At 67.1% G+C, this 23,287-nt stretch carries 24 protein-coding genes; 17 read left to right on the plus strand and 7 right to left on the minus strand.

Annotated elements, in window-relative coordinates:
- Positions 1 to 51: 51 nt before the first annotated feature.
- Genes mbhE through BN972_RS23125 form a run of 7 tightly spaced genes read left to right on the plus strand, consistent with a single transcriptional unit; the run spans position 52 to position 5,733 of the window.
- Complete coding sequence (gene mbhE / locus BN972_RS23095) at positions 52 to 2,355, plus strand: hydrogen gas-evolving membrane-bound hydrogenase subunit E (protein WP_036362941.1); 2,304 nt, start codon at positions 52 to 54, stop codon at positions 2,353 to 2,355.
- On the plus strand, positions 2,352 to 2,846 hold the full coding sequence (locus BN972_RS23100; protein ID WP_099051210.1) for an MnhB domain-containing protein: 495 nt from the start codon (positions 2,352 to 2,354) through the stop codon (positions 2,844 to 2,846). The genes mbhE and BN972_RS23100 overlap by 4 nt, the downstream gene beginning before the upstream one ends.
- On the plus strand, positions 2,843 to 3,229 hold the full coding sequence (locus tag BN972_RS23105) for a sodium:proton antiporter (RefSeq protein ID WP_036362948.1): 387 nt from the start codon (positions 2,843 to 2,845) through the stop codon (positions 3,227 to 3,229). Before BN972_RS23100 ends, BN972_RS23105 begins: the two co-directional genes overlap by 4 nt.
- Positions 3,229 to 4,635: a complex I subunit 5 family protein gene (locus BN972_RS23110; protein ID WP_036363814.1), complete on the plus strand. Its 1,407-nt coding sequence runs from the start codon at positions 3,229 to 3,231 to the stop codon at positions 4,633 to 4,635. The genes BN972_RS23105 and BN972_RS23110 overlap by 1 nt, the downstream gene beginning before the upstream one ends.
- Positions 4,632 to 5,132, plus strand: a complete 501-nt coding sequence (locus BN972_RS23115; RefSeq protein WP_036362951.1) for a Na+/H+ antiporter subunit E — start codon at positions 4,632 to 4,634, stop codon at positions 5,130 to 5,132. Before BN972_RS23110 ends, BN972_RS23115 begins: the two co-directional genes overlap by 4 nt.
- Complete coding sequence (locus BN972_RS23120) at positions 5,129 to 5,407, plus strand: monovalent cation/H+ antiporter complex subunit F (protein WP_200869758.1); 279 nt, start codon at positions 5,129 to 5,131, stop codon at positions 5,405 to 5,407. Before BN972_RS23115 ends, BN972_RS23120 begins: the two co-directional genes overlap by 4 nt.
- Entirely contained in the window at positions 5,404 to 5,733 is a 330-nt protein-coding gene (locus BN972_RS23125; RefSeq protein WP_036362954.1) for a cation:proton antiporter, read from the plus strand. The genes BN972_RS23120 and BN972_RS23125 overlap by 4 nt, the downstream gene beginning before the upstream one ends.
- Before the next feature lie 3 nt (positions 5,734 to 5,736).
- Here BN972_RS23125 and BN972_RS23130 read toward each other — a convergent pair whose 3' ends face one another.
- The 4 genes from BN972_RS23130 to BN972_RS23145 all read right to left on the minus strand — a co-directional run bounded on the left by BN972_RS23130 (position 5,737) and on the right by BN972_RS23145 (position 9,031).
- Positions 5,737 to 6,363, minus strand: coding sequence for a DedA family protein (locus tag BN972_RS23130; RefSeq protein ID WP_036362957.1), 627 nt, complete (start codon positions 6,361 to 6,363; stop codon positions 5,737 to 5,739).
- 18 nt (positions 6,364 to 6,381) lie between these two features.
- The gene (locus tag BN972_RS23135; RefSeq protein ID WP_036362960.1) at positions 6,382 to 7,605 is read right to left on the minus strand and encodes a TerC family protein; all 1,224 of its coding nucleotides are present in this window, start codon (positions 7,603 to 7,605) and stop codon (positions 6,382 to 6,384) included.
- A gap of 259 nt (positions 7,606 to 7,864) precedes the next feature.
- Positions 7,865 to 8,539 (minus strand): cAMP-activated global transcriptional regulator CRP, encoded by a 675-nt coding sequence (crp, locus tag BN972_RS23140; protein ID WP_036362963.1) that lies wholly within the window; start codon positions 8,537 to 8,539, stop codon positions 7,865 to 7,867.
- Positions 8,540 to 8,635: 96 nt separating this feature from the next.
- Positions 8,636 to 9,031 carry a hypothetical protein gene (locus BN972_RS23145; RefSeq protein WP_036362966.1) on the minus strand — a complete coding sequence of 132 codons (396 nt, stop codon included), beginning with the start codon at positions 9,029 to 9,031 and terminating at the stop codon, positions 8,636 to 8,638.
- A gap of 173 nt (positions 9,032 to 9,204) precedes the next feature.
- On the opposite strand from BN972_RS23145, the gene nth reads away from it, so the two are divergent.
- The 4 genes from nth to marP are packed head-to-tail and all read left to right on the plus strand — an operon-like array spanning position 9,205 to position 12,601.
- On the plus strand, positions 9,205 to 9,897 hold the full coding sequence (gene nth / locus BN972_RS23150) for an endonuclease III (protein WP_099051211.1): 693 nt from the start codon (positions 9,205 to 9,207) through the stop codon (positions 9,895 to 9,897).
- Between the two features lie 11 nt (positions 9,898 to 9,908).
- Positions 9,909 to 10,556: a TlpA family protein disulfide reductase gene (locus BN972_RS23155; protein WP_036362973.1), complete on the plus strand. Its 648-nt coding sequence runs from the start codon at positions 9,909 to 9,911 to the stop codon at positions 10,554 to 10,556.
- Positions 10,557 to 10,580: 24 nt separating this feature from the next.
- On the plus strand, positions 10,581 to 11,402 hold the full coding sequence (locus BN972_RS23160; protein WP_051545738.1) for an NUDIX hydrolase: 822 nt from the start codon (positions 10,581 to 10,583) through the stop codon (positions 11,400 to 11,402).
- Between the two features lie 5 nt (positions 11,403 to 11,407).
- Positions 11,408 to 12,601, plus strand: coding sequence for an acid resistance serine protease MarP (marP, locus tag BN972_RS23165; RefSeq protein WP_036363820.1), 1,194 nt, complete (start codon positions 11,408 to 11,410; stop codon positions 12,599 to 12,601).
- On the opposite strand, the gene BN972_RS23170 is transcribed toward marP, so the two are convergent.
- Together BN972_RS23170 and BN972_RS23175 are read right to left on the minus strand one after the other, a co-directional pair.
- A complete protein-coding gene (locus tag BN972_RS23170) occupies positions 12,594 to 13,550 on the minus strand; it encodes an alpha/beta fold hydrolase (RefSeq protein ID WP_036362978.1) in 957 nt (318 codons plus the stop codon). The genes marP and BN972_RS23170 overlap by 8 nt on opposite strands.
- On the minus strand, positions 13,551 to 14,066 hold the full coding sequence (locus BN972_RS23175) for a phage holin family protein (protein WP_036362981.1): 516 nt from the start codon (positions 14,064 to 14,066) through the stop codon (positions 13,551 to 13,553).
- Positions 14,067 to 14,374: 308 nt separating this feature from the next.
- On the opposite strand from BN972_RS23175, the gene BN972_RS23180 reads away from it, so the two are divergent.
- Complete coding sequence (locus BN972_RS23180) at positions 14,375 to 15,034, plus strand: S1 family peptidase (RefSeq protein WP_036363823.1); 660 nt, start codon at positions 14,375 to 14,377, stop codon at positions 15,032 to 15,034.
- Between the two features lie 7 nt (positions 15,035 to 15,041).
- Here the strand turns inward: BN972_RS23180 and acs are convergent, their stop codons facing one another.
- Positions 15,042 to 16,994 carry an acetate--CoA ligase gene (acs, locus tag BN972_RS23185; RefSeq protein WP_036362984.1) on the minus strand — a complete coding sequence of 651 codons (1,953 nt, stop codon included), beginning with the start codon at positions 16,992 to 16,994 and terminating at the stop codon, positions 15,042 to 15,044.
- 79 nt (positions 16,995 to 17,073) lie between these two features.
- On the opposite strand from acs, the gene BN972_RS23190 reads away from it, so the two are divergent.
- From BN972_RS23190 to BN972_RS23210, 5 genes are all read left to right on the plus strand, one after another.
- Positions 17,074 to 18,699 (plus strand): peptide ABC transporter substrate-binding protein, encoded by a 1,626-nt coding sequence (locus tag BN972_RS23190; protein ID WP_036362987.1) that lies wholly within the window; start codon positions 17,074 to 17,076, stop codon positions 18,697 to 18,699.
- Between the two features lies 1 nt (position 18,700).
- Positions 18,701 to 19,627 carry an ABC transporter permease gene (locus tag BN972_RS23195; RefSeq protein WP_036362990.1) on the plus strand — a complete coding sequence of 309 codons (927 nt, stop codon included), beginning with the start codon at positions 18,701 to 18,703 and terminating at the stop codon, positions 19,625 to 19,627.
- Positions 19,620 to 20,441 carry an ABC transporter permease gene (locus BN972_RS23200; protein ID WP_051545740.1) on the plus strand — a complete coding sequence of 274 codons (822 nt, stop codon included), beginning with the start codon at positions 19,620 to 19,622 and terminating at the stop codon, positions 20,439 to 20,441. Before BN972_RS23195 ends, BN972_RS23200 begins: the two co-directional genes overlap by 8 nt.
- Positions 20,438 to 22,081, plus strand: coding sequence for a dipeptide ABC transporter ATP-binding protein (locus BN972_RS23205; protein WP_036363828.1), 1,644 nt, complete (start codon positions 20,438 to 20,440; stop codon positions 22,079 to 22,081). Before BN972_RS23200 ends, BN972_RS23205 begins: the two co-directional genes overlap by 4 nt.
- A gap of 90 nt (positions 22,082 to 22,171) precedes the next feature.
- Positions 22,172 to 22,903 carry a Fic family protein gene (locus tag BN972_RS23210; protein ID WP_036363831.1) on the plus strand — a complete coding sequence of 244 codons (732 nt, stop codon included), beginning with the start codon at positions 22,172 to 22,174 and terminating at the stop codon, positions 22,901 to 22,903.
- Positions 22,904 to 23,287 lie beyond the last annotated feature (384 nt).

Genomic DNA, 23,287 nt, shown 5'->3' on the forward strand with positions numbered 1-23,287 from the left:
CCACCGCATACGTTGGATCGTGCGGACACCGCACCCCAACGAGGAGTCTTCGTGGCCAAATCCCCCGACGCCGGCGCCCCCGGCGAGCCGAGCCGACGGCTGCCCGCGGACTGGCTGGGCTGGTCGTCGGCCGCGTTTGCGCTGGTCGGCTTCGGGGTGTGTTGGGCGGGCTGGCGCAGCGGGGGCGGCAGCGCAAGCCTGCCCTGGGTGCCGAGCCTGGACATGCACCTGCATTTCACCTACGACGGGCTAGCCGCCCTGTACTCGATGCTGGCGTGTGGCATCGGCGCGCTGGTCTTCGCGTACGGCACCGGTTACCTATCACTGCACCTGGCGCATCAGCACAGGCCGGCGCGGCAACGGTGGCGGTTCTGGCCGTGGATGGTGCTGTTCGCGGTGTCGATGGTGGGGCTGGCGACGGCGCAGGACCTGGTTCTGCTGTTCGTCTTTTTCGACGTCACGGCAATTTGCTCGTATTTCCTGATCGCCTTCGACAAGGACGAGGCGCCCGCGCGCCGGGCGGCGCTGATGGCGTTGCTGATCACGGTGGCCAGCGCGGTCGCGCTGCTGATCGGGGCCCTGTTGCTGTATGCGCGCTACCACACGTTCTCGCTGCCGGTGCTGATCGAGCGGGTCGAATCGGGCCCCACGACGACGGCCGCGGCGGCATTGATCGCGGTGGCAGCGCTGGCCAAGAGCGCGCAGGTGCCGTTGCACTTCTGGTTGCCGAAGGCGATGGCGGCGCCAACCCCGGTCTCGGCCTACCTGCACTCGGCGGCCATGGTCGCCGCGGGCGTGCTGGTCCTCGGCCGGGTACATCCGCTGCTGATGCACAGTCGGCCCGTCCTGACCGCAGTGCTGGTCATCGGAGCGGCTTCGGTCGTTGTCGGCGGCATCAGCGCGCTGGGTCAGGACGTGCTGAAACAGGTGCTCGCCTACTCCACGATCTCCCAATACGGCTACGTGGTGATGCTTTACGGCATCGGTGGACGCCTGGCGGCGGGTGCCGCAGCGTTTTACGTCCTGGCCCACGGGGTGGCAAAAAGCGCGCTGTTCATGACGGCGGGTGTGGCCACCATGGCGACCGGTGAGGACCGCCTATCCCGCCTCGGTGGCCTGGGCCGGCGCCGACCGGCGCTGGCGGTGGCCGCCGCACTTGCCGCGGCCAACCTTGCCGGATTGCCGCTGACGGTCGGATTCTTCAAGGACGAGCTCTACTTCGAAGCGGCGGCCGGTGCCGGGCGGCTGCTCACCGTAGGTGCGGTGCTGGCCGCCGCCCTGACCCTGGCGTACATCGGACGCTTCTGGGTGTTGCTGTTCCTCGGGCCAACGCGCACCGAGCCGCATCGGATCCCCCGCGTCTTGACCTGGCCCGTGATGGTGCTGGCCGGGATCGGCGTCGCAGGCGGTCTGGTGCCCCAACTGTTCAGCCGGCTCGCCGCCGACGCGGGCAGCGTCACCAACGCCTCGCGAGTGAGTCTGACGCCCGGCTATCACTTCGACGCGCGCGTCGGCAACCTGATGGCGTTGTGCGCGTGGACGCTGGGGGTGGTGCTGCTGGCGCTGCCGCGGGTGCGGGACGGCCTGTCCCGGGCATGGACGCGGGTGGGCGGCCGGTTCGGGCCGTTGCGGATCTATACGAGAAGTCTGCGGGCTCTGTCCCGCCTGTCGGCGGCGATCCACGACCGGGAGGTGCGTGACCTGCGTAGCAGTGTCGCCGCGGTGCTGGTCCCGGCCGGGCTGCTGACCGGGGTGGTGTTCGTCCTCACGCCGATCCGGGGGGCGTATTCCATCGGCTCGATCGGTGACGTGGATTGGCTGATCCTGCCGCTGCTGGGCCTGGTGATCATCGCGACGCTGGCCGTCGCCCGGGCCTCGGCCCGGGTGGGCATGGTGCTGGCGCTGTCGGTGGTCGGCTTCGGTCTGGCCGCGGTGTACGCCCTGTTCGGCGCGCCGGACATCGCGCTGGTGGCCGTGGTGGTCGAGACGATGATCACCTTGGTCTTCATCGGCGCGCTGGCGCGGCTGCCCCGGCCCGGAGCGGCCGGAGAGCTCGAAGTCCGCGCGGGCGGCCCCGAGCCGGGTGCGCCGCGGCGCCATCAGCGCAACCTGGCCGCCGGCGGCCTGGCGGGGCTGGCGGCGTTCGTCTCGGTGTGGGGGTTCCTGTCGGCCCCGAGCGCGGCGCCGAGCGTGTCCGAGGAATACCTGCGCCGCACGCCCAGCGCGCACGGCCTAGATGCGGTGACGGTGATCATCACCGACTTCCGCGGACTGGACACCCTCGCCGAAATCACTGTGCTGCTGGTCGCGGTCGTCGGCGTGGCCGCACTGCTACGGAAGGGCAAGCTGTGGTGACGCGTCGCGACCTGGTGTTGCGGGTCGTCTCCCAGGTGTTGTTGGGCCCCAGCCTGATGGTGGCGGCGGCGCTTATCGTCAAGGGCTACCGGGACACCGGGGACGGCTTCGGGGCGGGCGTGGTCGTTGCTCTGGCCATCGCGCTGCGCTACATCGGCCTTGGGGCCCGGACCGCTGAGCGGACCCTGCCGATTCTGAGGTATTCGCCGTGGCTGGCGGTCGGCGGCTTGCTGCTGTCGTTGGTGGTCGGGTTCTTCCCACTGCTGTGGAACGAGCCGTTGTTCAGCCACCGCCCGGCGGCCGGCCAACCGGTCGCGCACTTCGGCTCGCTGGAGCTGTTCACCCCGCTATTGTTCGACATCGGGATTTTTCTGCTGGTCATCGGTGTGCTGACCATGCTGCTGCATCAGCTCGCCGATCCGGACCCCGACCCCGAGCGAGAAATCGAGGAGCTGGACGTCGACCGCACCGAGAATGGGGAGGCGCGGTGAACCTCGCCTTCGCGGTCACTGCGGCCGTTTTATTCGGCGCCGGTGCCTATTTGCTGTTGCAGCACGATTTGATCCGCATCGTGGTCGGTGTCGCACTGATCTCCCAGTGCGCCGTCGTTGCCCTCATCGGGGCCAGCATGACGCGGGGGAAAGCGCCGATCGGTCCGGGAACCGGCGGTCCCGTCAGCGACCCGGTGCCCCAGGCGCTGGTCCTGACCGCCCTGGTCATCGGCCTGGCCACGCTGGCGCTGTTGCTTGCCCTGGTGCATCGCGTGGTTGTGGTGTTCGGCACCGTGCGACGCAGTGAGTTGGCCGCGCAGGAGGCCCAGCACGAGGAAAGCCTCGAACACGACGAACAGCTGGACCGAAACGAGATCACGTGATGGCCTTGTCGCTGGCGCTGCTGGTGCCCTGGGCTGCCGGCGCGCTGCTGATTGCCCTCGACGGCCGGCGGCGAGGAGTCGCGTGGCTGGGCGTGGCGGCGTTGACGGCAACGCTGGCGGTGGTCCTGACTCTCGTCTTCCAGGTGGTGCGCCATGGCCCGCAGCAGGTGGTGACCGGTGGCTGGCCGGCCGGGATCGGCATCGTGCTTCGCGCCGATGCCCTAGGTGGCGTTTTCGCGCTGGTATCGCTGGTGGTGCTGATCGCGGCCCTGGCCAACGAGGCCGTGCGGGGCGCGCACACCCGTACCTTCCCCGGCCTGGTGGTGCTGCTCGCCGCGGGATTGAACGGGCTGTTCCTGACCGGTGACGTGTTCAATTTCTACGTCTTCTTCGAGATTGCGATGACGGCTTCCTATGCGCTGACCACCTACGGTCAACGGCCCCGACAGCTGCGGGCGGCGCTGATTTTCGCCTCGGTCAACCTGCTGGGCTCGTTCGTCTTCTTATTGTCCGTGGCGGGCACCTACCGCATCACCGGCGCACTTGCGATGGCCGATGTCGCAGAGCGGATCAACGCAGTCGGCGCCAACGCCGCGATGCTGGTCGCGGTCGGATTCTTTGTCGCTTTCAGCGTCAAACTAGGCCTGTTTCCCTTCCACTTCTGGCTTCCCACGGTCTACGCCGGAACCCGTCCCGCCGTCGCCGCCATCCTCAGCGGGGCGGTGGCCAACATCGGCAGTTACGGCTTGCTGAGGTTCGGCGCCGGCCTGTTCTCCGACGAATTGCGTTTTGCCGCCACCGCTTTAGTGCTGCTGGGGGTGGCATCGATCCTGTACGGCGGCGTGCTCGCCGTGTCGCGCGGTGACGACGCGGAGACGCTGGCGTACTCGGCCATCGGACAGGTCGGCTATGTGCTGGTTGCGCTGAGTGTCGGCGGGCCGATCGGGCTGTCCGCGGCAGTGGTTTACAGCGTGGTCAATGCGCTGAACAAAGGATTGCTGTTCCTGGCCGCGGGGCTGCGTGGACCCCTGGTGGCCGCGGCCTTCGTGATCGGGGCGTTCAGCGTGGCGGGCGTGCCGCCGGCCGCAGGTTTCATCGCCAAGCTCGAGCTGTTCCGCGCCGCCATCGCCGTCCACAACCCCGCGTTGCTGGTGGTGCTCGTGGTGGGCAGCGTGTTATCGCTGATCTACATGTTCCAGATCTATCAGCGCAAGTTTTGGGTCTCCGATGTCCGGGCCAGTGGTGACCGAGCCGACGGCGACGGCGTTGCCGGAGTCAGTCCGCTGCCGCCGCGGCTGTTCGTCGGCGCGCTGGCGGTGCTGGTCTTGTCGATCGGGGTGTGGGCCGAGCCGTTGTTGGTGCTCAGCCAGGACGCCGCCAATGTGCTCACCGGGAGGTTGGGATGACCGCCGCACTGGCCCGCGTGGGCACCCTCACCGCCGTCTACCTGCTGGCACTGACCAGCCTGAAGCCGGGCGATGTTGTCATCGGAGTGGTACTGGCGTCGCTGATCGTCGGATTCGGCGGCGCCATCGGCAGCCACGGTGCGCGTACCGACCGGCCGCCGGGAACTTCCGCACTGCGCCGGCTCGCCGGGCTGCCGGCCCTGATCTTCTTCACCGCGGTCGACATGTGCCGGGGGAGTTGGCACGTGGCCCAATACTGCCTCGGCCTGCGGCCGATGTCGCCCGGCCTGGTCACGGTTCCGATCGAGCCGAACATTCCCAGCTCGGCCACGGCCTGGGCGATCCGGGTCGGGCTGGCGCCGGACAGCGTCGTCGTCGACGTCGACGACAAGACGGGTGAACTGCTACTGCATGTTCTCGACGCACGCGACCCGGACGCCGTCCGACGCGCCCAAGCCGCCTCGTACCGGCGCGCACAGCGGAGCGTGTTCCCGTGACCCGCGTCATGAATCTCTTGATCATCGCCGCCCTGGTCTGGAACACGCTGCTGTTGGTGGCCGGCGGATTGGTGCTGCTGCGTGCACGCGACGTGGTCCAGCGCGTCCTCGCGCTGGACCTGCTTGCCGCGCTGGTGGTGTCCTTGTTGGCGTTGCTGAGCTATTACCATCACCAGCCCTACTACCTGGATGCGGCGGTGGCGCTCGCGCTGCTGTCCTTCGTCGCCACGGTTGCCGCCGCCCGCTATCTGGGGTCGGGAGGGCCGTTCGAATGATTTCTGTGGTACTTGACGTCCTGGGCGGCGTTCTGCTGATCACGGGACTGGTGCTGTTCACGATCAGCGTTTACGGTGTGCTGCGCCTGCCCGACACCAACAGCCAGCTCCATGCGCAGGGGTTGGCCACCGGTCCGGGAGTGATCGCCGTGCTCGCTTCCTCGATCGCCACCGAGAGCGCGACCATCATCACCTTCGCTGTGTTGGGCATCGTCTTCATGGTGCTGAGCTCGCCGTCGTCGGGACACGCCATCGCCAAGTCGGTGCGGCGGCGAAGCGGGGACGTTCGTCCACCCGACGACTCGCCGGAAGAGTCCGAGCGGTAAATGCTAGGTACGGACCGGAGCGTCTGCCTGTTGTTGCCGCTCCTTTGTCCGTCTGCGCAGCCAGCGGACCAGCTCGATGCCGCCGCCCATTGCCAGCGCCACAAGGAACGAGACCGCGAACGCCAACAGCGGTCGGTCTTCGAAGGCGTGCCCGCCGACAAAGCCGATCAGCGCATTCACCGTCGCCCACAGCAAGGCGCCGATCGCGTCGTACATCACGAATTGGCGATACGGAAACTGCAGCACCCCGCAGGCGATGGTGGTCGCCGTCCGTCCGCCGGGTAGGAATCTCGCCACGACCACCACGGGGCCGCCGTGCCGCTCCAACTGTCGCTCCGCCCACGCCAGGCCGCGCTGACCTCGTTCGCCCCGGGTGATCCAGCGCCGCGCCCAGCCCTCGGCGCGGTGGCCGATGCGGTAGGCGATGTTGTCGCCGGCGAATGCGCCGAGCGCGCCCATCGCGATCACCCCGGCCAGGATCATCGAGTGGTCGGCGGCCAGGATGCCGCCGGTGAGTAGCACCGTCTCGCTCGGCAACATCGGCAGGATGGCGTCGAGGGTGCAGAAACCGAAAATCAGCGGATACGCCCACCAGGAATGCCCGAGCGCGTCGAGCAGAGAATCAAACATGCCGCATCACCGGGCTCACTAGGTCAGCCCCTTGCGGGTGAACTGCTCGGCTTCGCCGCGATCAACGGCCTCGTCGTGGCTTGAGGCCGCGCGTTCGAGCAACTCGATCAGGGCCGGCTCGCCGCGGACCTGTTGCTGGTATTTCGGGCCGAGCGCCATGATCTGGTCGCGTTCGGCCAGCAGCTTCTTGAAGATGCGTTCGCGCTCCTCGGCGTCGTGGGTGTACTCGGAGTCCAGGTAGGCGGTCGCGTGCCGGCGGGCGTTGGCGATCGCCGTCTCGGCCTTGCCTCGCTTACTGAGCAGGGACGCGACGACCGTCACCAGCAGCACGCCGATGATCACCACCAGCGAGAGGGTGGTGCTGATCTCGGCCACGCGCACCGGTTCGCCGTCGTTGACGAACGGAACGTTGTTCTCGTGCAGGGCGTGCAGGATCAGCTTCACACCGATGAAGCCCAGGATGGTTGCTAATCCGTAGGACAGGAAGACGAGCCGGTCTAGCAAACCGTCGATCAGGAAGTACAGCTGCCGCAGGCCCAGCAGCGAGAACGCCGTGGCCGTGAAGACGATGTAGACGTGCTGGGTCAGGCCGAAGATCGCGGGTATCGAGTCGAGCGCGAACAAGATGTCGGTGCCGCCGAGGGCGACCATGACCAACAGCATCGGCGTCATCGCCCGCTTGCCGTCGACTTTGGTGAACAGCTTGTCCCCGTCGTAGTGCTCGGTGGTGCGGATGACCTTTTTGGCCCCCCGGATCACGAAGTTGTCGGCTTTGCGGGAGTCGTCGTCGTCCTTCTTGAGAATGCTCCCGGCGGTAAGCAACAGGATCAATCCGAACAGGTAGAAGATCCACGCAAACGCGTTGATCAGCGCCGCGCCCAGGAAAATGAAGCCGGTGCGGGCGACCAGGGCGAACGCGATACCAAACAGCAGCACTTTCTGCTGGTCCTCGCGCGGCACCCGGAAACTGGCGATGATCACCAGGAAAACGAACAGGTTGTCGACGGAGAGCGCCTTCTCGGTCACGTATCCGGCGAAATACTCCGAGCCGAGGTCGCTACCAGCGAAAATGAGCACGCCGACACCGAACAGCACCGCGATGCCGACGTACAGCGCCGACCAGATTGCAGCTTCCCGCAGCTTCGGTACGTGCGCCTTCCGCACATGAAAGAAAAAGTCGAATGCCAGCAGGCCCGCGATGGCGAGCATGGTGAGGGTCCAAACCCAGGTGGGGACATTCATTCGCTAACTAAGCCACCTTCTGTGCAGCTGCTTCGCGGTCTTCACCTGTCGGTACCCGCTTCGCAGCCACAGTAGGCGTGCGTTCGGCGAACTCAGATGTTTCGAAGCGGTGCGCGCGCGCCCCTCATATCTCGCGAACCAAACCACCCCGCGAAATCACGGGCCAAAAACCGCAGCCAGGTTCGGTTCGCGGAGAAGGGCCGAACTACCTCGCTCGGGGTCGGATTCTCGCTCGGTTGCGCCCGCGCTCCGCGCGCGCTTACCTCGCTCGGCGGGCCAGGCGTTCGGAGTCCGAGATCAGCACACTCTTGCCCTCGAGCCGGATCCAGCCGCGATGGGCGAAGTCGGCCAGGGCCTTGTTCACCGTCTCGCGGGACGCGCCGACCAGCTGGGCGATCTCCTCCTGGGTCAGGTCGTGGGTGACCCGCATCGCCCCGCCCTCTTGGGTGCCGAACCGCTGGGCGAGCTGCAGCAGTTGCTTGGCTACCCGGCCGGGCACATCGGTAAAGATCAGGTCGGCCAGGTTGTTGTTGGTGCGGCGCAGTCGTCGGGCGAGCACGCGCAGCAACTGCTCGGCGATCTCCGGACGGTCGGCGATCCACGCACGCAGCGCGTCGCGGTCCATCGAAACCGCCCTGACTTCGGTGATCGTGGTCGCGCTGGAGGTGCGCGGCCCAGGATCGAAGATCGACAGCTCACCGAACATGTCCGACGGACCCATGATGGTCAGCAGGTTCTCCCGGCCGTCGGGGGACCGGCGACCGATCTTCACCTTGCCGGCGACGATGATGTAAAGCCGGTCACCCGGTTCACCCTCGGCAAAAACTGTATGACCGCGGGGAAAATCGACGGGCTGTAATTGCTTGGTCAGCGCGGCGACGGCACTAGGCTCGACCCCTTGGAAGATTCCTGCCCTTGCCAGGATCTCGTCCACGTTGCCTCTTCAACTTTCCAACGAAGGATTAGCGGCAGTCAGGTGTGACGGCCGACACGAGTCTAAAGGTAGGCCAATCGGTGCGACCTGCCAACGCTACACACGATTGACGTGTCGAGTCACCGTAAATTGCGTATTGGTGCGGGCCCGCATTCGGACGCGGGTCGGCAAACCTTTTTCCATCCGGCCGACCACATCGGTGGCAAAGACCGTGTCGGCGTGATGCCGACCGGTCAGCTCCTTGGGCTGCGGGACCGCCGCCAACTCCTGGGCCTGGCGGCGGTGCAGATATTCCAGCGCCTCGGGCATGCCCTCCCGCGCCAGCGTGCGGACGTCGACCGGCTCGGCCTGATCCAGAAACTCCGCGACGTCGGTGGCAGTCACCGTGTCGTGGGCGAGCGCCGTTTCCAGCCGCCCGAGCCCGAGCGTCGCCAGCATCAGCAACCCTGGAATGCAGGCCACCAGCAACCACAACACAGAAAGAGTAAACATGGACAAGGTCTCAGCCAGATCACGAAATCAGTACTCTGTCGTAGGTGACAGCGGCCAAGTCGTCCGGACGTGCGAAATCGAAGCCGGCACCAGCTGAAACCCCTGTCGCGAGTGCCGTCGCCAAGCGTTTCGCCGGCGAGACCCGCACCGGTCTGGTGCGCCGGGCGCGCAGAATGAACCGCCTTCTGGCACAAGCCTTTCCGCATGTCTACTGCGAATTGGACTTCACCACGCCGCTCGAACTCGCGGTCGCCACCATCCTTTCGGCACAAAGCACCGACAAACGGGTGAACCTGACGACACCGGCCTTGTTCGTGAAATACCGCACGGCACTGGATTACGCGCAGGCCGATCGTGAAGAGCTGGAAGCTCTGATCCGGCCGACCGGCTTCTACCGGAACAAGGCGTCCTCGCTGATCGGCCTCGGACAGGCGCTCGTCGAGCGGTTCAACGGCGAGGTGCCGAAAACCATGGACGAACTGGTCACGCTGCCCGGCGTCGGCCGAAAGACCGCCAACGTCATCCTGGGCAACGCTTTCGACATCCCCGGCATCACCGTCGACACCCATTTCGGGCGGCTGGTCCGACGCTGGCGCTGGACGGCCGAGGAGGACCCGGTCAAGGTCGAGCACGCCGTCGGCGAACTTATCGAGCGCAAGGAGTGGACGCTGCTCAGCCACCGGGTGATCTTCCACGGCCGACGGGTCTGCCACGCCCGGAAGCCGGCCTGCGGGGTCTGCGTGCTCGCCAAGGACTGCCCGTCCTACGGCCTGGGTCCAACCGAACCGATGCTGGCCGCCGCCCTGGTCCAGGGCCCCGAAACCGATCACCTGCTCGCGCTGGCCGGGCTCGAACCGCAGGCCTAGCCGCGCCGGCAATGAAGGCGCTCTCCACTACGGCCCGCTGGAGCATTGCTGTCCTGGCGGTGGTGGTCGCGCTGATCATGGCGCTGGTGGCACAGCTTCGTGACGACGCGGCACCCCAGGCGACGAACCAGTCGCCGTTGCCGCGCGAGCACCGCGACGCCGATACCCCCCAGGCGCTGGCCGGACCACGGCAGCGGGCCGATCTGCCGCCCTGCCCCGGTACGGGCGCGCTGCCCGGGGCGGCGGCCCTGCAGGGGGTCGTGGTGGAGTGCGCGGCGGACGGCACGCCAGTCGACGTGGCCAAGGCACTGGCCGGACGCAGGGTCCTGCTCAACTTCTGGGCGTATTGGTGCGCGCCTTGCGCTGCCGAACTGCCGGCGATGGCCGAGTATCAACGACGGGTGGGATCCGACGTGACGGTGGTGACGGTGCATCAGGACGAGAACGAGACGGCCGCGTTACTGCGGTTGGCAGACCTCGGCGTCCGGCTGCCCACCCTGCAAGACGGCCGGCGTCGAGTGGCCGGCGCCCTGCGAGTGGTTAACGTGATGCCCGCGACGGTGGTATTGCGGCCGGACGGTAGCGTTGCGCAGACCCTGCCGCGGGCGTTCGGCAGCGCCGATGAGATCGCCGAGGCGGTCGGAAACGGGGCGGGGTGAGCGATTGGGACGGTCATTGGGCCGATTCATGCAAGTGAGGTACCGGTGAGTGCTGGGGGCACCGCGCGCGAACGGGACACGTTCGCGCTGACGCCTGACGCCGGCCCGGCCTGGTTGCGGCCGCTCGTCGACAACCTCGACCAGATTCCCGATGCGTACCGGCGCCGACTGCCGGCGGATGTGCTGGCGATGGTGACGGCCGCGAAATCGGTGTCCTCGCTGAGCAAGGGCGGCCGCGAGGCCGCGGTGCTGGTGCTCTTCTCGGGTCCACCAACCGGGCCGGCCGCGGGGGGCGTCCCCGACGACGCCGACCTGCTGCTCACGGTGCGAGCGTCCACCCTGCGCCACCACGCCGGCCAGGCCGCCTTCCCCGGCGGCGCCTCCGATCCGGGCGACGCCGGCCCCGTCGCTACCGCCCTGCGGGAGGCGCGCGAGGAAACCGGCATCGATGTGACCAGGCTGCATCCGCTGGCGACCATGGAGCGCACCTTCATCGCGCCGTCGCGCTTCCATGTGGTGCCGGTACTGGCCTACTCGCCGGATCCGGGGCCGGTCGATGTCGTAAACGACGCCGAAACGGCGCTGGTGGCGCGCGTTCCGGTTCGCGCGTTCATCAACCCGGCCAATCGGCTGATGGTGTACCGCGGCGCCCTCGGACGCCGATGGGCCGGACCGGCGTTTCTGTTGAACCAGATGCTGGTGTGGGGCTTCACTGGGCAGGTGATCTCCGCGGTTCTCGACGTCGCCGGCTGGGCACAGCCGTGGGACACCGACGACCTTCGTGAACTGGACGATGCGATGGTGCTGGTGGGCAGCGCTGACGGATTGCGGGGCGGGCCACTGTGAACTCGATGACCCCGTCGCAGTGGCTGGACATCGCCGTTTTGGCGGTTGCCTTCATCGCCGCGATCTCCGGTTGGCGTTCCGGCGCACTGGGCTCGATGCTGTCGTTCGCCGGCGTGCTGCTGGGTGCGGTTGCCGGGGTGTTGCTGGCCCCGCACATCGTCAGCCAGATCGCCGCGCCCCGGGCCAAGCTGTTCGCGGCGTTGTTCCTGATCCTCGCGCTGGTGGTGGTCGGCGAGGTCGCCGGCGTGGTGCTGGGGCGGGCGGTGCGGGGGGCGATCCGTAACCGCCCGATCCGCATGGTCGACTCGATCATCGGGGTCGGCGTACAGCTGATGGTGGTGTTGACCGCCGCCTGGCTGTTGGCCACGCCGCTGACCCAGTCCAAGGATCAGCCCGAGCTGGCCGCCGCCGTCCGCGGCTCGCGGGTGCTGGCCGAGGTCAACGAGGTGGCGCCCACCTGGCTGAAGTCGGTACCCAAGCGGCTCTCGGCGCTGCTGAACACCTCTGGATTGCCGGCGGTGCTCGAGCCGTTCAGCCGCACGCCGGTCATTCCGGTCGCCTCGCCGGACCCGGCCCTGGCCAACAACCCGGTGGTCGCGGCCGCTGCACCGAGCGTCGTCAAAATCCGCAGCCTGGCGCCGAGCTGCCAGAAAGTGCTGGAAGGTAGTGGCTTCGTGATCTCGCCCGAGCGGGTGATGACCAATGCGCACGTGGTCGCCGGTTCCAGCAGCGTGTCAATTCAGTCCAGCGGCAAGCAGTTCGACGCCACCGTGGTGTCCTACGACCCCGCGGTGGACATCGCGATCCTGGCGGTGCCCGGGTTGCCTTCAGCGCCGCTGGTGTTCGACGACACCCCGGCAAAGACCGGTACCGACGTGGTGGTGCTGGGCTATCCGGGTGGGGGCAACTTCACGGCAACCCCGGCCCGGATACGCGAAGCCATCAAGCTCAGCGGTCCCGACATCTACCGCAGCCCGCAGCCGGTCACCCGAGACGTCTACACCATCAGAGCCAATGTGGAACAAGGCGATTCGGGCGGACCGTTGATCGACCTCGACGGCCGCGTGCTCGGGGTGGTCTTCGGCGCCGCCGTCGACGACGCGGACACCGGCTTCGTGTTGACCGCCGAGGAGGTGGCCGGCCAGCTCTCCCGGATCGGTGCCACCCAACAGGTGAACACCGGGACCTGCGTCAGCTGATCCGGGGTCTGTGCACCTTCTCGAGGAACCGCGTCAGGTGCCGGTTGATTTCTTGCGGCGCCTCTTCGTGGCTGAAATGTCCTGCGCCGGAAACGGATATGTAGCGACCGTGCGGTGCGTAGCGCTGCGTGCGTTCGACCGGTGCGGCCAGCACGTACGGGTCGATGTCGCCACGAATGTGAAGCAACGGCACGCCGAGCTGCTGAGTCGTGGATTTGATGAACCGGTGCCCCTCGGAGCGCAGTTGGCTGCGCACCGCCCATCGCTGATACTCGAGTGCGCAATGCGCCGCCCCGGGGATCCGGATGGCCCGCCGCAGGTGGCTGACGGTTTGCGAAAAGTCTTCGGTGGTACACCATTCGGTGCTGCTGCGGGCACGGACCAGACGCTCGATTTCGGCGCCGTCATTGCGGGTCAGCAACCGCTCGGGCCACAGCGGCGCCTGATAGCGCAGCAGGGTCGGTAAGAGTGCGCGACTCTGGTCCCGACGGCTGAGGGTGGATCGTCGCAGCGCCGCGGGGTGGGGTGAGCTGATGACGGCAATGGCGCGCACGAGTCGGGAGTGCAGAAGTGCGGTGGTCCAGCAGGCCAGCCCGCCGTCCGCGTGTCCGATCAGCGTCGCGGACGAATGTCCCAGTGCGCGAATGAGTCCCGCCGTGTCACCGGCCAGTGTCCAACCGTCGTAACCGCGAGGCGGTTTGTCGGTGCCGCCGTAGCCGCGCAGGTCGACCGCGACCACCCTGGCCCCGGTCAGGGCTCGCAGTTGATGCCGCCAGGACCACCAGAACGAACCGAACCCGTGCAGCAGCATGACCAGTGGCCGGCCGGTCCCCGGTCCGGCATCGTCCGCCAGGGCCTCGACGACATGGAACCGAATGCCATTTGCGTGCACATCCAGATGGCGCCATGGCCCGTCGATGCGGACCACCGACGGATCTGGAGCCGGCATTTACCAACCCGACGGGTCGGTGGCCGGCTTGGTGTCGGCGGGCAGCGCCTTGGGGGAGCTGGACTTGTCGTGACCTGGAGTGAATGCCGTGCGCGCCTCTTTGACCGACTCGATCGTTTTTTGCGGGCCTCGGATCCGGCGCACCTTGAGGAAGCCGAGCAGCGCCAATAGCGCGGTCACCACCACCATGATCCCGAACACGATCAGGAAGGCCGCCCAGCGCCACAGCCAGTTATCGAGCAGTTCGGCGAGGAAGAAGAAGAGGAAGAACGTCGAGTAGAAGAGCACCACCAGCGCGGAGATGAAGAAGACGCTGCCGGTGAGTCCCTTTTTGACGTCGCGGGTGATCTCGGCGCGGGCGAGTTCGACCTCGGCACGCACCAGCGTCGACAGCTGCGCCGTCACGTCCTTGATCAGCTCGCCGAGCGACGGGTCGCCTGTCCTGGCGTGCGGGTCGGCCAACGGAATCGAAGTCAGCGTGCTCGGCACACCGTTGTTCCGATCAGGTTTGCTCACAGACGGTCCCTCTTTCGTTTCGCGCCATCGTTCAGCGCCCTTTCAAACCCAACTGGTGCGCGTCGTCGCGGTTCATGTTGCCATGTGACCTGACGCTGGACGAGGCCAGCCGAACCGCGGCCCGACGGGCACCGAACCAACCTGTTAATTGACGCGCGCAACCATTTGAAACGGGCAGCGGGTGTCAGTCCGCGATCCTTTAGACTGGCCCATCGTCCTTTCGATCCCCGCTCGGGGTTCGACCATCTGACGGGAGTACCACTTTGCAGAAGGCGTTTCGCTGCCTCAATCGCGGCACAGGTGCGGCCATCGTCACCGCACTGCTAAGTCTTCTGTTTCTCCCCGCAAGCACCGCCGCGGCCGATGACAAGGTCCCACTCGGTGGCGGCGCCGGGATCGTCGTCAACACCGGCACTCTGTGCACGCTGACCGCGATAGGGCATGACAAGTTCGGCGACCTGATCGGTTTCACCTCCGCGCACTGCGGGGGACCGGGTGCCCCCGTCGCCGCCGAGGGCACCGAGAACCGGGGTCCGGTGGGCACGATGGTCGCGGGTAACGACGGGCTGGACTATGCCGTCATCAAGTTCGATCCGGCCAAGGTGACGCCGGTGGCCAACTTCAACAACTTCGCCATCAACGGCATCGGGCCGGAACCGGCCTTCGGGCAAGTGGCCTGCAAGCAGGGCCGCACCACCGGCAACTCGTGCGGCGTCACCTGGGGGCCGGGCCAGGACCCGGGCAGCATCCTGATGCAGGTCTGCGGCGGCCCGGGTGACTCCGGTGCGCCGGTGACCGTCGACAACTTGCTGGTGGGCATGATTCATGGAGCCTTCAGCGACAACCTGCCGTCGTGCATCACCAAGTACATTCCGCTGCACACCCCGGCGGTGGTGATGTCGATCAACGCCGACCTGGCCGACATCAACGGCAAGAACCGTCCCGGGTCGGGGTTCGTCCCGATCTAGTAGACGGCTACTTCGACTCCCGGATCGCGTCGAAGACGTTGGGATCCAGCAGCGTCGAGGTGTCGCCCAAGTCGCGATTCTCGGCGACGTCGCGCAGCAGCCGGCGCATGATCTTGCCGCTGCGGGTCTTGGGCAATTCGGGCACGATGTGGATCTCCCGCGGCTTGGCGATGGGCGAGATCTCACGGGCGACCTGGGAGCGCAATTCGTCGACCGTCCCTTCGGTCGCGTCGTGATCGCTGCGCAGCACGACGAACGCGCTGATGGCCTGTCCGGTGGTTTCGTCAGTGACGCCGACCACGGCGGCCTCGGCCACCCCGGAGTGTCCGACCAGCGCCGACTCCACCTCGGCGGTGGAGATCCGGTGCCCGGACACGTTCATCACGTCGTCGATGCGGCCCAACACCCAGATGTCGCCGTCGGGATCGAAGCGGGCGCCGTCCCCGGCGAAGTAGTAGCCCTTCTCGGAGTACTTCGACCAGTACGTCTTGCGGTACCGCTCCGGGTCACCCCAGATTCCGCGCAGCATCGCCGGCCACGGCTGGTCCAGTACGAGGTATCCGGTGACGTGGGTTTCGCCTTCTTCGTCGGGCGGCAGCGGGTCCCCGTGGTCGTCGACGATCTTGGCCGAGATGCCCGGTAGTGCCGCCATCGCCGACCCGGGCTTGACTGCGCTGACGCCGGGAAGGGGCGAGATCATCGCCGCCCCGGTCTCGGTCTGCCACCAGGTGTCGACGACCGGCACCTTGCCGCCGCCGATGACATCGCGGTACCAGCGCCACGCCTCGGGATTGATGATCTCGCCGACCGAACCCAGCAGCCGCAAGCTGGACAGATCATGGGCGTCCGGGATCTCCCGGCCCCACTTCATGAACGTGCGGATCATCGTCGGCGCCGTGTAATAGATTGTCACGCCGTATCTTTCGATGATCTCGAAATGCCGGTGCTCGCTGGGGGTATTGGGGGTGCCTTCGTAGAGCACTTCGGTGACGCCGCTGGCCAGCGGGGCATAGACGCCGTAGGTGTGCCCCGTGACCCAGCCGATGTCAGCGGTGCACCAGAAGACGTCGGTGTCGGGCTTGACGTCGAAGATCGCGTGCATGGTGTACACGCACTGCGTCAGGTAACCGCCGCTGGTGTGCACGATGCCTTTTGGCTTGCCGGTGGTGCCGGATGTGTACAGCAAGAACAGGGGGTGCTCCGAGTCGAACGCCTCGGGGGTGTGCTCGGGCGAGGCCGCGTCCACCACCTCGTGCCACCACAGGTCGCGGTCTTCGTCCCACGACACCTCGGCACCGGTGCGCCGCACCACCAGCACGTGCTCGATCGGACTGTCCGGAACCGACACCGCTTCGTCGGCGGCCTCCTTCAGCGGGGCGGGTTTGCCGCGCCGAAACTGGCCGTCGGCGGTGATCAGCAGTTTGGCCTGGGCATCGGCGATCCGGGCCTGTAGGGCGTGCGCGGTGAAACCGCCGAACACCACGCTGTGCATTACGCCCAGTCGCGCGCACGCCAGCATCGAGATCACCGCCTCGGGGATCAGCGGCAGGTAGATGGCCACTCGGTCCCCGGCGACCAAACCCAAGTCGGTCAGCGCGTTGGCGGCCTTGCTGACCTCCTGCTGCAAGTCGGCGTAGGTGAAGGTGCGCCGGTGCCCTTCGGGCTCGCCCTCCCAGTGGATGGCCACCCGGTCGCCGTGGCCGGCTTCGACGTGCCGATCCACGCAGTTGTAGGCGACGTTCAGTTTGCCGCCGATGAACCACTTGGCGAATGGCGCGTCCGACCAGTCCAGCACCTCGGTATGCGGCGTCTCCCAGGACAGCAGTTCAGCCTGCGCGGCCCAGAACGCCAACCGGTCTTTCTCGGCCTGCTCATACAACTCGGGACGGGCGTTCGCCTGCTCGGCGAACTGGTCCGGCGGGGGGTAGGACGACGGCTGTTCGGCGGTGGCGTCAGTCACATTATCGAGACTAAAGCGTTGGCGTCCGCCCATGTGAGTTAGGCCGACCGGACAGTCCGCCGACATTAAGGTCGCTGTCATGCGTCGGATGTGGGCCGCCCTGCTGTTGGCCGCCTCGCTGGCCGTCGTGCCGGTGGCCGGCTGTGGTGGCGGCATGCTCACCCCGGACGTAGTGGTGGTCAACGCGGCCGAACCGCCCAATCCGTTGATCCCGACCGGCACCAACGACAGCAACGGCGGTCGCATCCTTGACCGGGTGTTCGCGGGGCTGATGTCCTACGACGCATCCGGCCAGCCCTCACCGGAGGTGGCTCAGTCCATCGAAACCACCGACAACGTCAACTACCGGATCGTGCTCAAACCGGGATGGAAATTCACCGATGGTTCCCCGGTCACCGCCCATTCCTTCGTCGACGCCTGGAACTACGGGGCGGACAGCGCGAATGCCCAACTGCAGCAGAACTTCTTCAGCCCGATCGCCGGGTTCGACGACGTGGCCGGCCCGCCCGGCGACGGCAGGCCGACCACCATGTCCGGACTGCACGTCGTGAACGACCTCGAGTTCACCGTCCGACTCAAGGCGCCGACCGTCGACTTCGTGATGAGTTTGGGGCACAGCGCGTTCTATCCGCTGCCGCCCTTGGCATTTCGCGACATGGCGGCGTTCGGTCAACACCCGATCGGTAACGGCCCCTACCGGCTGTCCGACGGTCCGGACGGCCCGGCGTGGGAACACAACGTCAAGATCGACCTGGTCACCAATCCCGACTACCGCGGCAACCGCAAACCGCGCAACAAGGGGCTTCGCTTCGAGTTCTACGGCAACCTCGACACGGCTTACGCCGACCTGCTGTCCGGCAATCTCGATGTGCTGGACACGATTCCGTCGAGCGCGCTGACCATCTACAAACGCGATCTCGGTGACAATGCCCTCAGCGCACCGGTGGCCGTCAGCCAATCACTCGACACGCCACTGCGACTGCCGCATTTCGGTGGCGAGGAGGGACGGCTGCGCCGGCTGGCCATCTCCGCCGCAATCAACCGGCCGCAGATCTGTCAGCAGATCTTCAACAAGACCCGCACTCCCGCCCGCGACTTCACCGCCAGCTCCCTGCCCGGTTTCGACCCGAACATCCCGGGCAGCGCTGCGCTGGACTTCAATCCGGCTCGGGCGCAGCAGCTTTGGGCGCAGGCTAACGCGATCTCGCCGTGGACCGGACGATACGCCATCGCTTACAACGCTGACAGCGGCCACCAGGAGTGGGTGGACGCGGTCGCCAACAGCATCAAGAACGTGCTGGGCATCGATGCGGTCGGCGCGCCACATCCGACCTTCGCCGGCTTCCGCACCCAGATCACCAATCGCACCATCGACACCGCATTTCGCGCGGGGTGGATCGGCGACTATCCGTCGATGATCGAGTTTCTAGCTCCGCTCTACGTCACGGGAGCCGGATCCAACGATGTGGGTTACTCCAGCCCGGAATTCGACGCCGCCCTGGCGGCGGCCGAGGCGGCGCCCAATCTGCGCGAGGCCGATGTGCTGGTCAACGTCGCCCAGCGAATCCTGTTGCGCGACATGCCTAGCGTGCCGTTGTGGTACTACATCAGCGTGATCGGATGGTCGACTTCGGTCAGCAACGTCAAGCCCACCTGGAACGGACTGCCTGACTACGAGAACCTCGTCAAGGGGGAGAAGGTCTGAGATGGGCTGGTACGTGCTGCGCCGGATCGCGCTGATGGTGCCGGTGTTCCTGGGTGCCACGCTGCTGATCTACGGCATGGTGTTCCTGCTCCCGGGGGACCCTGTTGCCGCGATCGCCGGCGACCGGCCGCTGAGCCCGGCGGTGACCGCACAACTGCGAGCCCAGTACCACCTCGACGACCCGTTCCTGGTGCAGTATCTGCGCTATCTGGGCGGCCTGTTGCACGGGGATTTGGGACGCGCATATTCCGGTCTACCGGTCAGCGCCGTTCTGGCCCACGCCTTTCCGGTGACTATCCGGCTGGCTCTGATCGCGCTGGTGGTGGAAGCGGTGCTGGGCATCGGGTTCGGTGTGATCGCCGGGCTGCGCCAGGGCGGGATCTTCGACACGACAGTGCTGGTCACCGGGCTGGTCATCATCGCCATCCCGATCTTCGTGCTGGGCTTCCTGGCGCAGTTTGTGTTCGGGGTCCGGTTGGGACTGGCGCCGGTCACGGTGGGCGGCCGGGCAACCTTCGGGAGGCTGCTGCTGCCCGGGATCGTGTTGGGGCTGGTGTCATTTGCCTATGTGGTCCGGTTGACCCGGTCCGCGGTGGCCGCCAACGCGCACGCGGACTACGTGCGCACCGCGACTGCGAAGGGGTTGTCGCGCCCGCGCGTGGTGACGGTGCACATTCTGCGCAACTCGCTGATACCGGTGGTGACCTTCCTCGGCGCCGATCTCGGGGCGCTGATGGGCGGTGCGATCGTGACCGAAGGAATCTTCAACATCCACGGCGTCGGCGGCGTGCTGTATCAAGCGGTCACCCGGCAGGAGGCACCGACGGTGGTGTCGATCGTGACGGTGCTCGTACTGATCTATCTGGTGACCAACCTGCTGGTCGACCTGCTCTACGCCGCGCTGGACCCCCGGATCCGTTATGCGTAAAAATCCGAAACTCCTGGTGTCCGGCGCCCTCATCCTCCTTATCTTGCTGGTCGCGGCTTTCCCGGGTCTCTTCACCGGCATCGACCCCACCTATGCGGACCCGGGGCAGAGCCTGCTGCCGCCGTCGGCGGCGCACTGGTTCGGCACCGACCTGCAGGGCCACGACATCTATGCGCGGACCGTCTACGGAGCGCGGGCCTCGGTCGTCGTCGGCGTCGGCGCGACGTTGATCGTCTTCGTGGTGGGCGGCGTGCTGGGCGCCTTGGCCGGCTTCTACGGAGGCTGGATCGACGCGCTGGTATCCCGAGTCACCGATGTCTTCTTCGGCCTGCCGTTGCTGCTCGCGGCGATCGTGCTGATGCAGGTGCTGCGCCACCGCACGGTGTGGACGGTGATCGCAATCCTGGCGCTGTTCGGTTGGCCCCAGCTGGCCAGGATCGCCCGAAGCTCGGTGCTCGAGGTGCGGGGCAGTGACTATGTGCTGGCGGCCCGAGCGTTGGGGATGCGTCCGTTCCAGGTCCTGGTGCGCCACGCGCTACCCAACGCCATCGGTCCGGTGATCGCGGTGGCCACCATCGCGCTGGGCGTCTTCATCGTCACCGAGGCGACGCTGTCCTACCTCGGGGTGGGGCTTCCGACGTCGGTGGTGTCCTGGGGCGGGGATATCAACGTCGCGCAGATGAGGTTGCGGGCCGGCTCGCCGATCCTGTTCTATCCCGCTGGCGCACTGGCGATTACGGTGCTGGGCTTTATGATGCTGGGCGACGCGCTGCGGGACCGACTGGATGCGGCATCGCGAGCGTGGCGGGCATGAGCGCCCCGGGTCCGCCGCTGCTTTCGGTCGAGGGTTTGGAAGTCAGGTTCGGCAACGACGAGCCCGCGGTACGTGGGGTGGACCTCACCGTGCTGCCCGGTCAGACCGTGGCTATCGTCGGCGAATCCGGATCGGGGAAATCCACCACGGCGGCCGCGATTCTCGGGCTGCTGTCGCCCGGCGGTCGAATCACCGGCGGCCGTATCGTGTTCGACGGCCGTGACATCGCCGACGCGGACGCACGGTCACTGCGGATGCTTCGCGGTCGCGAGATCGGCTACGTGCCGCAGGACCCGATGACCAACCTCAATCCCGTGTGGAAGGTCGGCTTTCAGATCCGGGAAGCGTTGCGGGTCAACACCAGTGGGCGCGATGCGCGGCGACGGGCCGTCGAGCTGCTCGCCGAGGTCGGCATGCCCGATCCGGCCGAACAGGTTGGCCGGTACCCGCACCAGCTTTCCGGGGGCATGTGTCAGCGGGCGCTGATCGCGATCGGTCTGGCGGGCCGGCCGCGGTTGTTGATCGCCGACGAACTCACCTCGGCGTTGGACGTCACGGTGCAACGTCAGGTCCTCAATCATCTGCAACGGCTCACCGACGAATCCGGGACGGCGCTGCTGCTGATCACCCATGACCTGGCGTTGGCAGCGGAACGGGCCGCGGCCGTGGTCGTCATTCATCGCGGCGTGGTGGTGGAATCGGGTGCGGCGCAGACGATCCTGCGCGAACCGCAGCACGAGTACACCCGGCGGCTGGTCGCTGCGGCTCCGTCGCTGGCGGCCCGGGACAAGCGCTCGGCCCAGATCAGGTCCCGCGTGGCGGCTCAGGCGGCCGAACATGTCGCCGCGTCGAACGACATCCTGGTGGCGTCGGAGCTCACCAAGACCTACCGGGAGTCCCGCGGCGCTCCATGGCGGCGCTCGGAGTTTCGCGCGGTCGACGGGGTGTCGTTCCGGGTGCGGCGGGCCAGCACACTGGCGATCGTGGGGGAGTCGGGTTCGGGCAAATCGACGGTGGCCCGGATGGTGCTGGGCTTGCTCGCGCCGACATCGGGCTCGGTGGGTTTCGACGGGCAAGACGTCGCCGCGACGCACCAAACCCTGGCCTTCCGCCGGCGAATCCAACCCGTCTTCCAAAACCCCTACAGCAGTCTGGATCCCCGATACTCGGTTCTTCGCGCCGTCGAAGAACCGCTGCGGATCCACCGGATCGGTGACCGGCGCCGGCGTCACCAGGCCGTGCGTGACCTCATCGACCAAGTGGCGCTGCCGTCCTCGGTGCTGGATCGGTTGCCGCGCGAGCTTTCGGGCGGCCAGCGGCAGCGGGTGGCGATCGCTCGAGCGTTGGCGCTACGTCCCGACGTGCTGGTGTGCGATGAGGCCGTTTCCGCCCTCGACGTCCTCGTCCAGGCCCAGATCCTTGATTTGCTCGGCGAACTGCAGGCCACCTTCGGCCTGACGTATGTGTTCATCAGCCACGATCTGGCGGTGGTCCGGCAGATCTCCGACGAGGTGCTGGTGATGCGCGCCGGGCGTGTGGTCGAACACTCGGACACCGAAGCGCTGTTCACCCAACCTGCCCACGAGTACACCCGGCAGCTGTTGGAGGCCATTCCCGGGGCATCGTCGGCACCCGGCTAGTTGGATGGCGGCGACCCGCGGCACCCGGCTTCGCCGCGCTGGCGGTCGCCGCTAGGTTGGCAACCTGTGACTGACCCGTTGGCGCCGCTGATGGACCTGCCCGGTGTGGCCGAAGCAAGCGACCGGGCCCGCGAAGCGCTGGGCCGTGCCCACCGGCATCGCGCCAATCTGCGTGGCTGGCCGGTGACCGCCGCCGAGGCGTCGTTGCGGGCGGCGCGGGCTTCCTCGGTGCTCGACGGCGGTCCGGTGCGACTTGACGATGTTGCTGATGCCGCCGGCGTCCAGGACCCAGTCTTCGGTGGGGCGCTGCGGGTGGCCCAGGCGCTCGAGGGTGGCGGCGGTCCGTTGATCGCGGTTTGGCAGAAGGCGCCGCTGCAGGCGCTGGCGCGGTTACACGTGCTGGCGGCGACCGACCAGGTGGGCGACGAGCGGTTGGGCCGCCCGCGCAGCGACCCGCAAATCGCGCCGCGGCTGGAGCTACTGGCTGAAATGACGACCCGGCCCACCCAGGCGTCAGCACCGGTGGTCGCTGCGGTGGCGCACGGAGAGTTGTTGACGCTCAGACCGTTTGGCAGCGCCGACGGTGTGGTGGCGCGCGCGGTGTCCCGGTTGATCACGATCGCGACGGGATTGGACCCGCACGGACTCGGTGTGCCAGAAGTGAATTGGATGCGCCAGCCCGCTGCCTACCGTGATGCCGCTAGCAAGTTCGCCTCGGGCACACCCGACGGAGTGGCCAGCTGGTTGGTGCTGTGTTGTCGCGCGTTGAGGTCCGGTGCGCAGGAAGCCATCTCAATTGCGGAGTCTTTGCCGGGACGCTAGCCGGCAGACCACCGAACACCTGTCGCCTGGCCTGGTCCGAAATGCGAAGCGGGCGACGACCGAAGAGGTTCGATCGCCGCCCGCCAGCACGGTCATCCGGTTACCAAGCGTGCACCTGTGGGCTGCGTGGGTGGCCTCGGCGCGTTTGCGACACTTCCTGCTGCAGCCCCACCCAAAGGGCCGTCGAGGCAATCCGTATTTCGCAATTACGCAGGCCCGCAACACTTCTGCCATTATCGCGGCTATGACGCAGCGTGGGTGCCGGAAACCGTGCTGGGTGCCCGGGTCGGGAGAACGATCCTTCTCTTCCGGATCGACCTTGGCCTCACCGGGCTGCCGTGACTCCTTTGTACTACTAGACCACAGGCTCAGCAAGGCCTAGGA

This window comes from Mycobacterium asiaticum DSM 44297, from assembly GCF_000613245.1.
GTDB classification, from domain to species: Bacteria; Actinomycetota; Actinomycetes; order Mycobacteriales; family Mycobacteriaceae; genus Mycobacterium; species Mycobacterium asiaticum.

What these genes read in the sequence shown, in the direction of transcription:
- BN972_RS23110 (WP_036363814.1), top strand. Translation starts at nt 3,229, where the DNA reads ATGGCCTTGTCGCTGGCGCTGCTGGTGCCCTGGGCTGCCGGCGCGCTG.
- BN972_RS23115 (WP_036362951.1), top strand. Translation starts at nt 4,632, where the DNA reads ATGACCGCCGCACTGGCCCGCGTGGGCACCCTCACCGCCGTCTACCTG.
- BN972_RS23125 (WP_036362954.1), top strand. Translation starts at nt 5,404, where the DNA reads ATGATTTCTGTGGTACTTGACGTCCTGGGCGGCGTTCTGCTGATCACG.
- BN972_RS23130 (WP_036362957.1), bottom strand. Translation starts at nt 6,363, where the DNA reads ATGTTTGATTCTCTGCTCGACGCGCTCGGGCATTCCTGGTGGGCGTAT.
- BN972_RS23135 (WP_036362960.1), bottom strand. Translation starts at nt 7,605, where the DNA reads ATGAATGTCCCCACCTGGGTTTGGACCCTCACCATGCTCGCCATCGCG.
- BN972_RS23145 (WP_036362966.1), bottom strand. Translation starts at nt 9,031, where the DNA reads ATGTTTACTCTTTCTGTGTTGTGGTTGCTGGTGGCCTGCATTCCAGGG.
- nth (WP_099051211.1), top strand. Translation starts at nt 9,205, where the DNA reads ATGAACCGCCTTCTGGCACAAGCCTTTCCGCATGTCTACTGCGAATTG.
- BN972_RS23155 (WP_036362973.1), top strand. Translation starts at nt 9,909, where the DNA reads ATGAAGGCGCTCTCCACTACGGCCCGCTGGAGCATTGCTGTCCTGGCG.
- marP (WP_036363820.1), top strand. Translation starts at nt 11,408, where the DNA reads ATGACCCCGTCGCAGTGGCTGGACATCGCCGTTTTGGCGGTTGCCTTC.
- BN972_RS23170 (WP_036362978.1), bottom strand. Translation starts at nt 13,550, where the DNA reads ATGCCGGCTCCAGATCCGTCGGTGGTCCGCATCGACGGGCCATGGCGC.
- BN972_RS23190 (WP_036362987.1), top strand. Translation starts at nt 17,074, where the DNA reads ATGCGTCGGATGTGGGCCGCCCTGCTGTTGGCCGCCTCGCTGGCCGTC.
- BN972_RS23195 (WP_036362990.1), top strand. Translation starts at nt 18,701, where the DNA reads ATGGGCTGGTACGTGCTGCGCCGGATCGCGCTGATGGTGCCGGTGTTC.
- BN972_RS23200 (WP_051545740.1), top strand. Translation starts at nt 19,620, where the DNA reads ATGCGTAAAAATCCGAAACTCCTGGTGTCCGGCGCCCTCATCCTCCTT.
- BN972_RS23205 (WP_036363828.1), top strand. Translation starts at nt 20,438, where the DNA reads ATGAGCGCCCCGGGTCCGCCGCTGCTTTCGGTCGAGGGTTTGGAAGTC.
- BN972_RS23210 (WP_036363831.1), top strand. Translation starts at nt 22,172, where the DNA reads ATGGACCTGCCCGGTGTGGCCGAAGCAAGCGACCGGGCCCGCGAAGCG.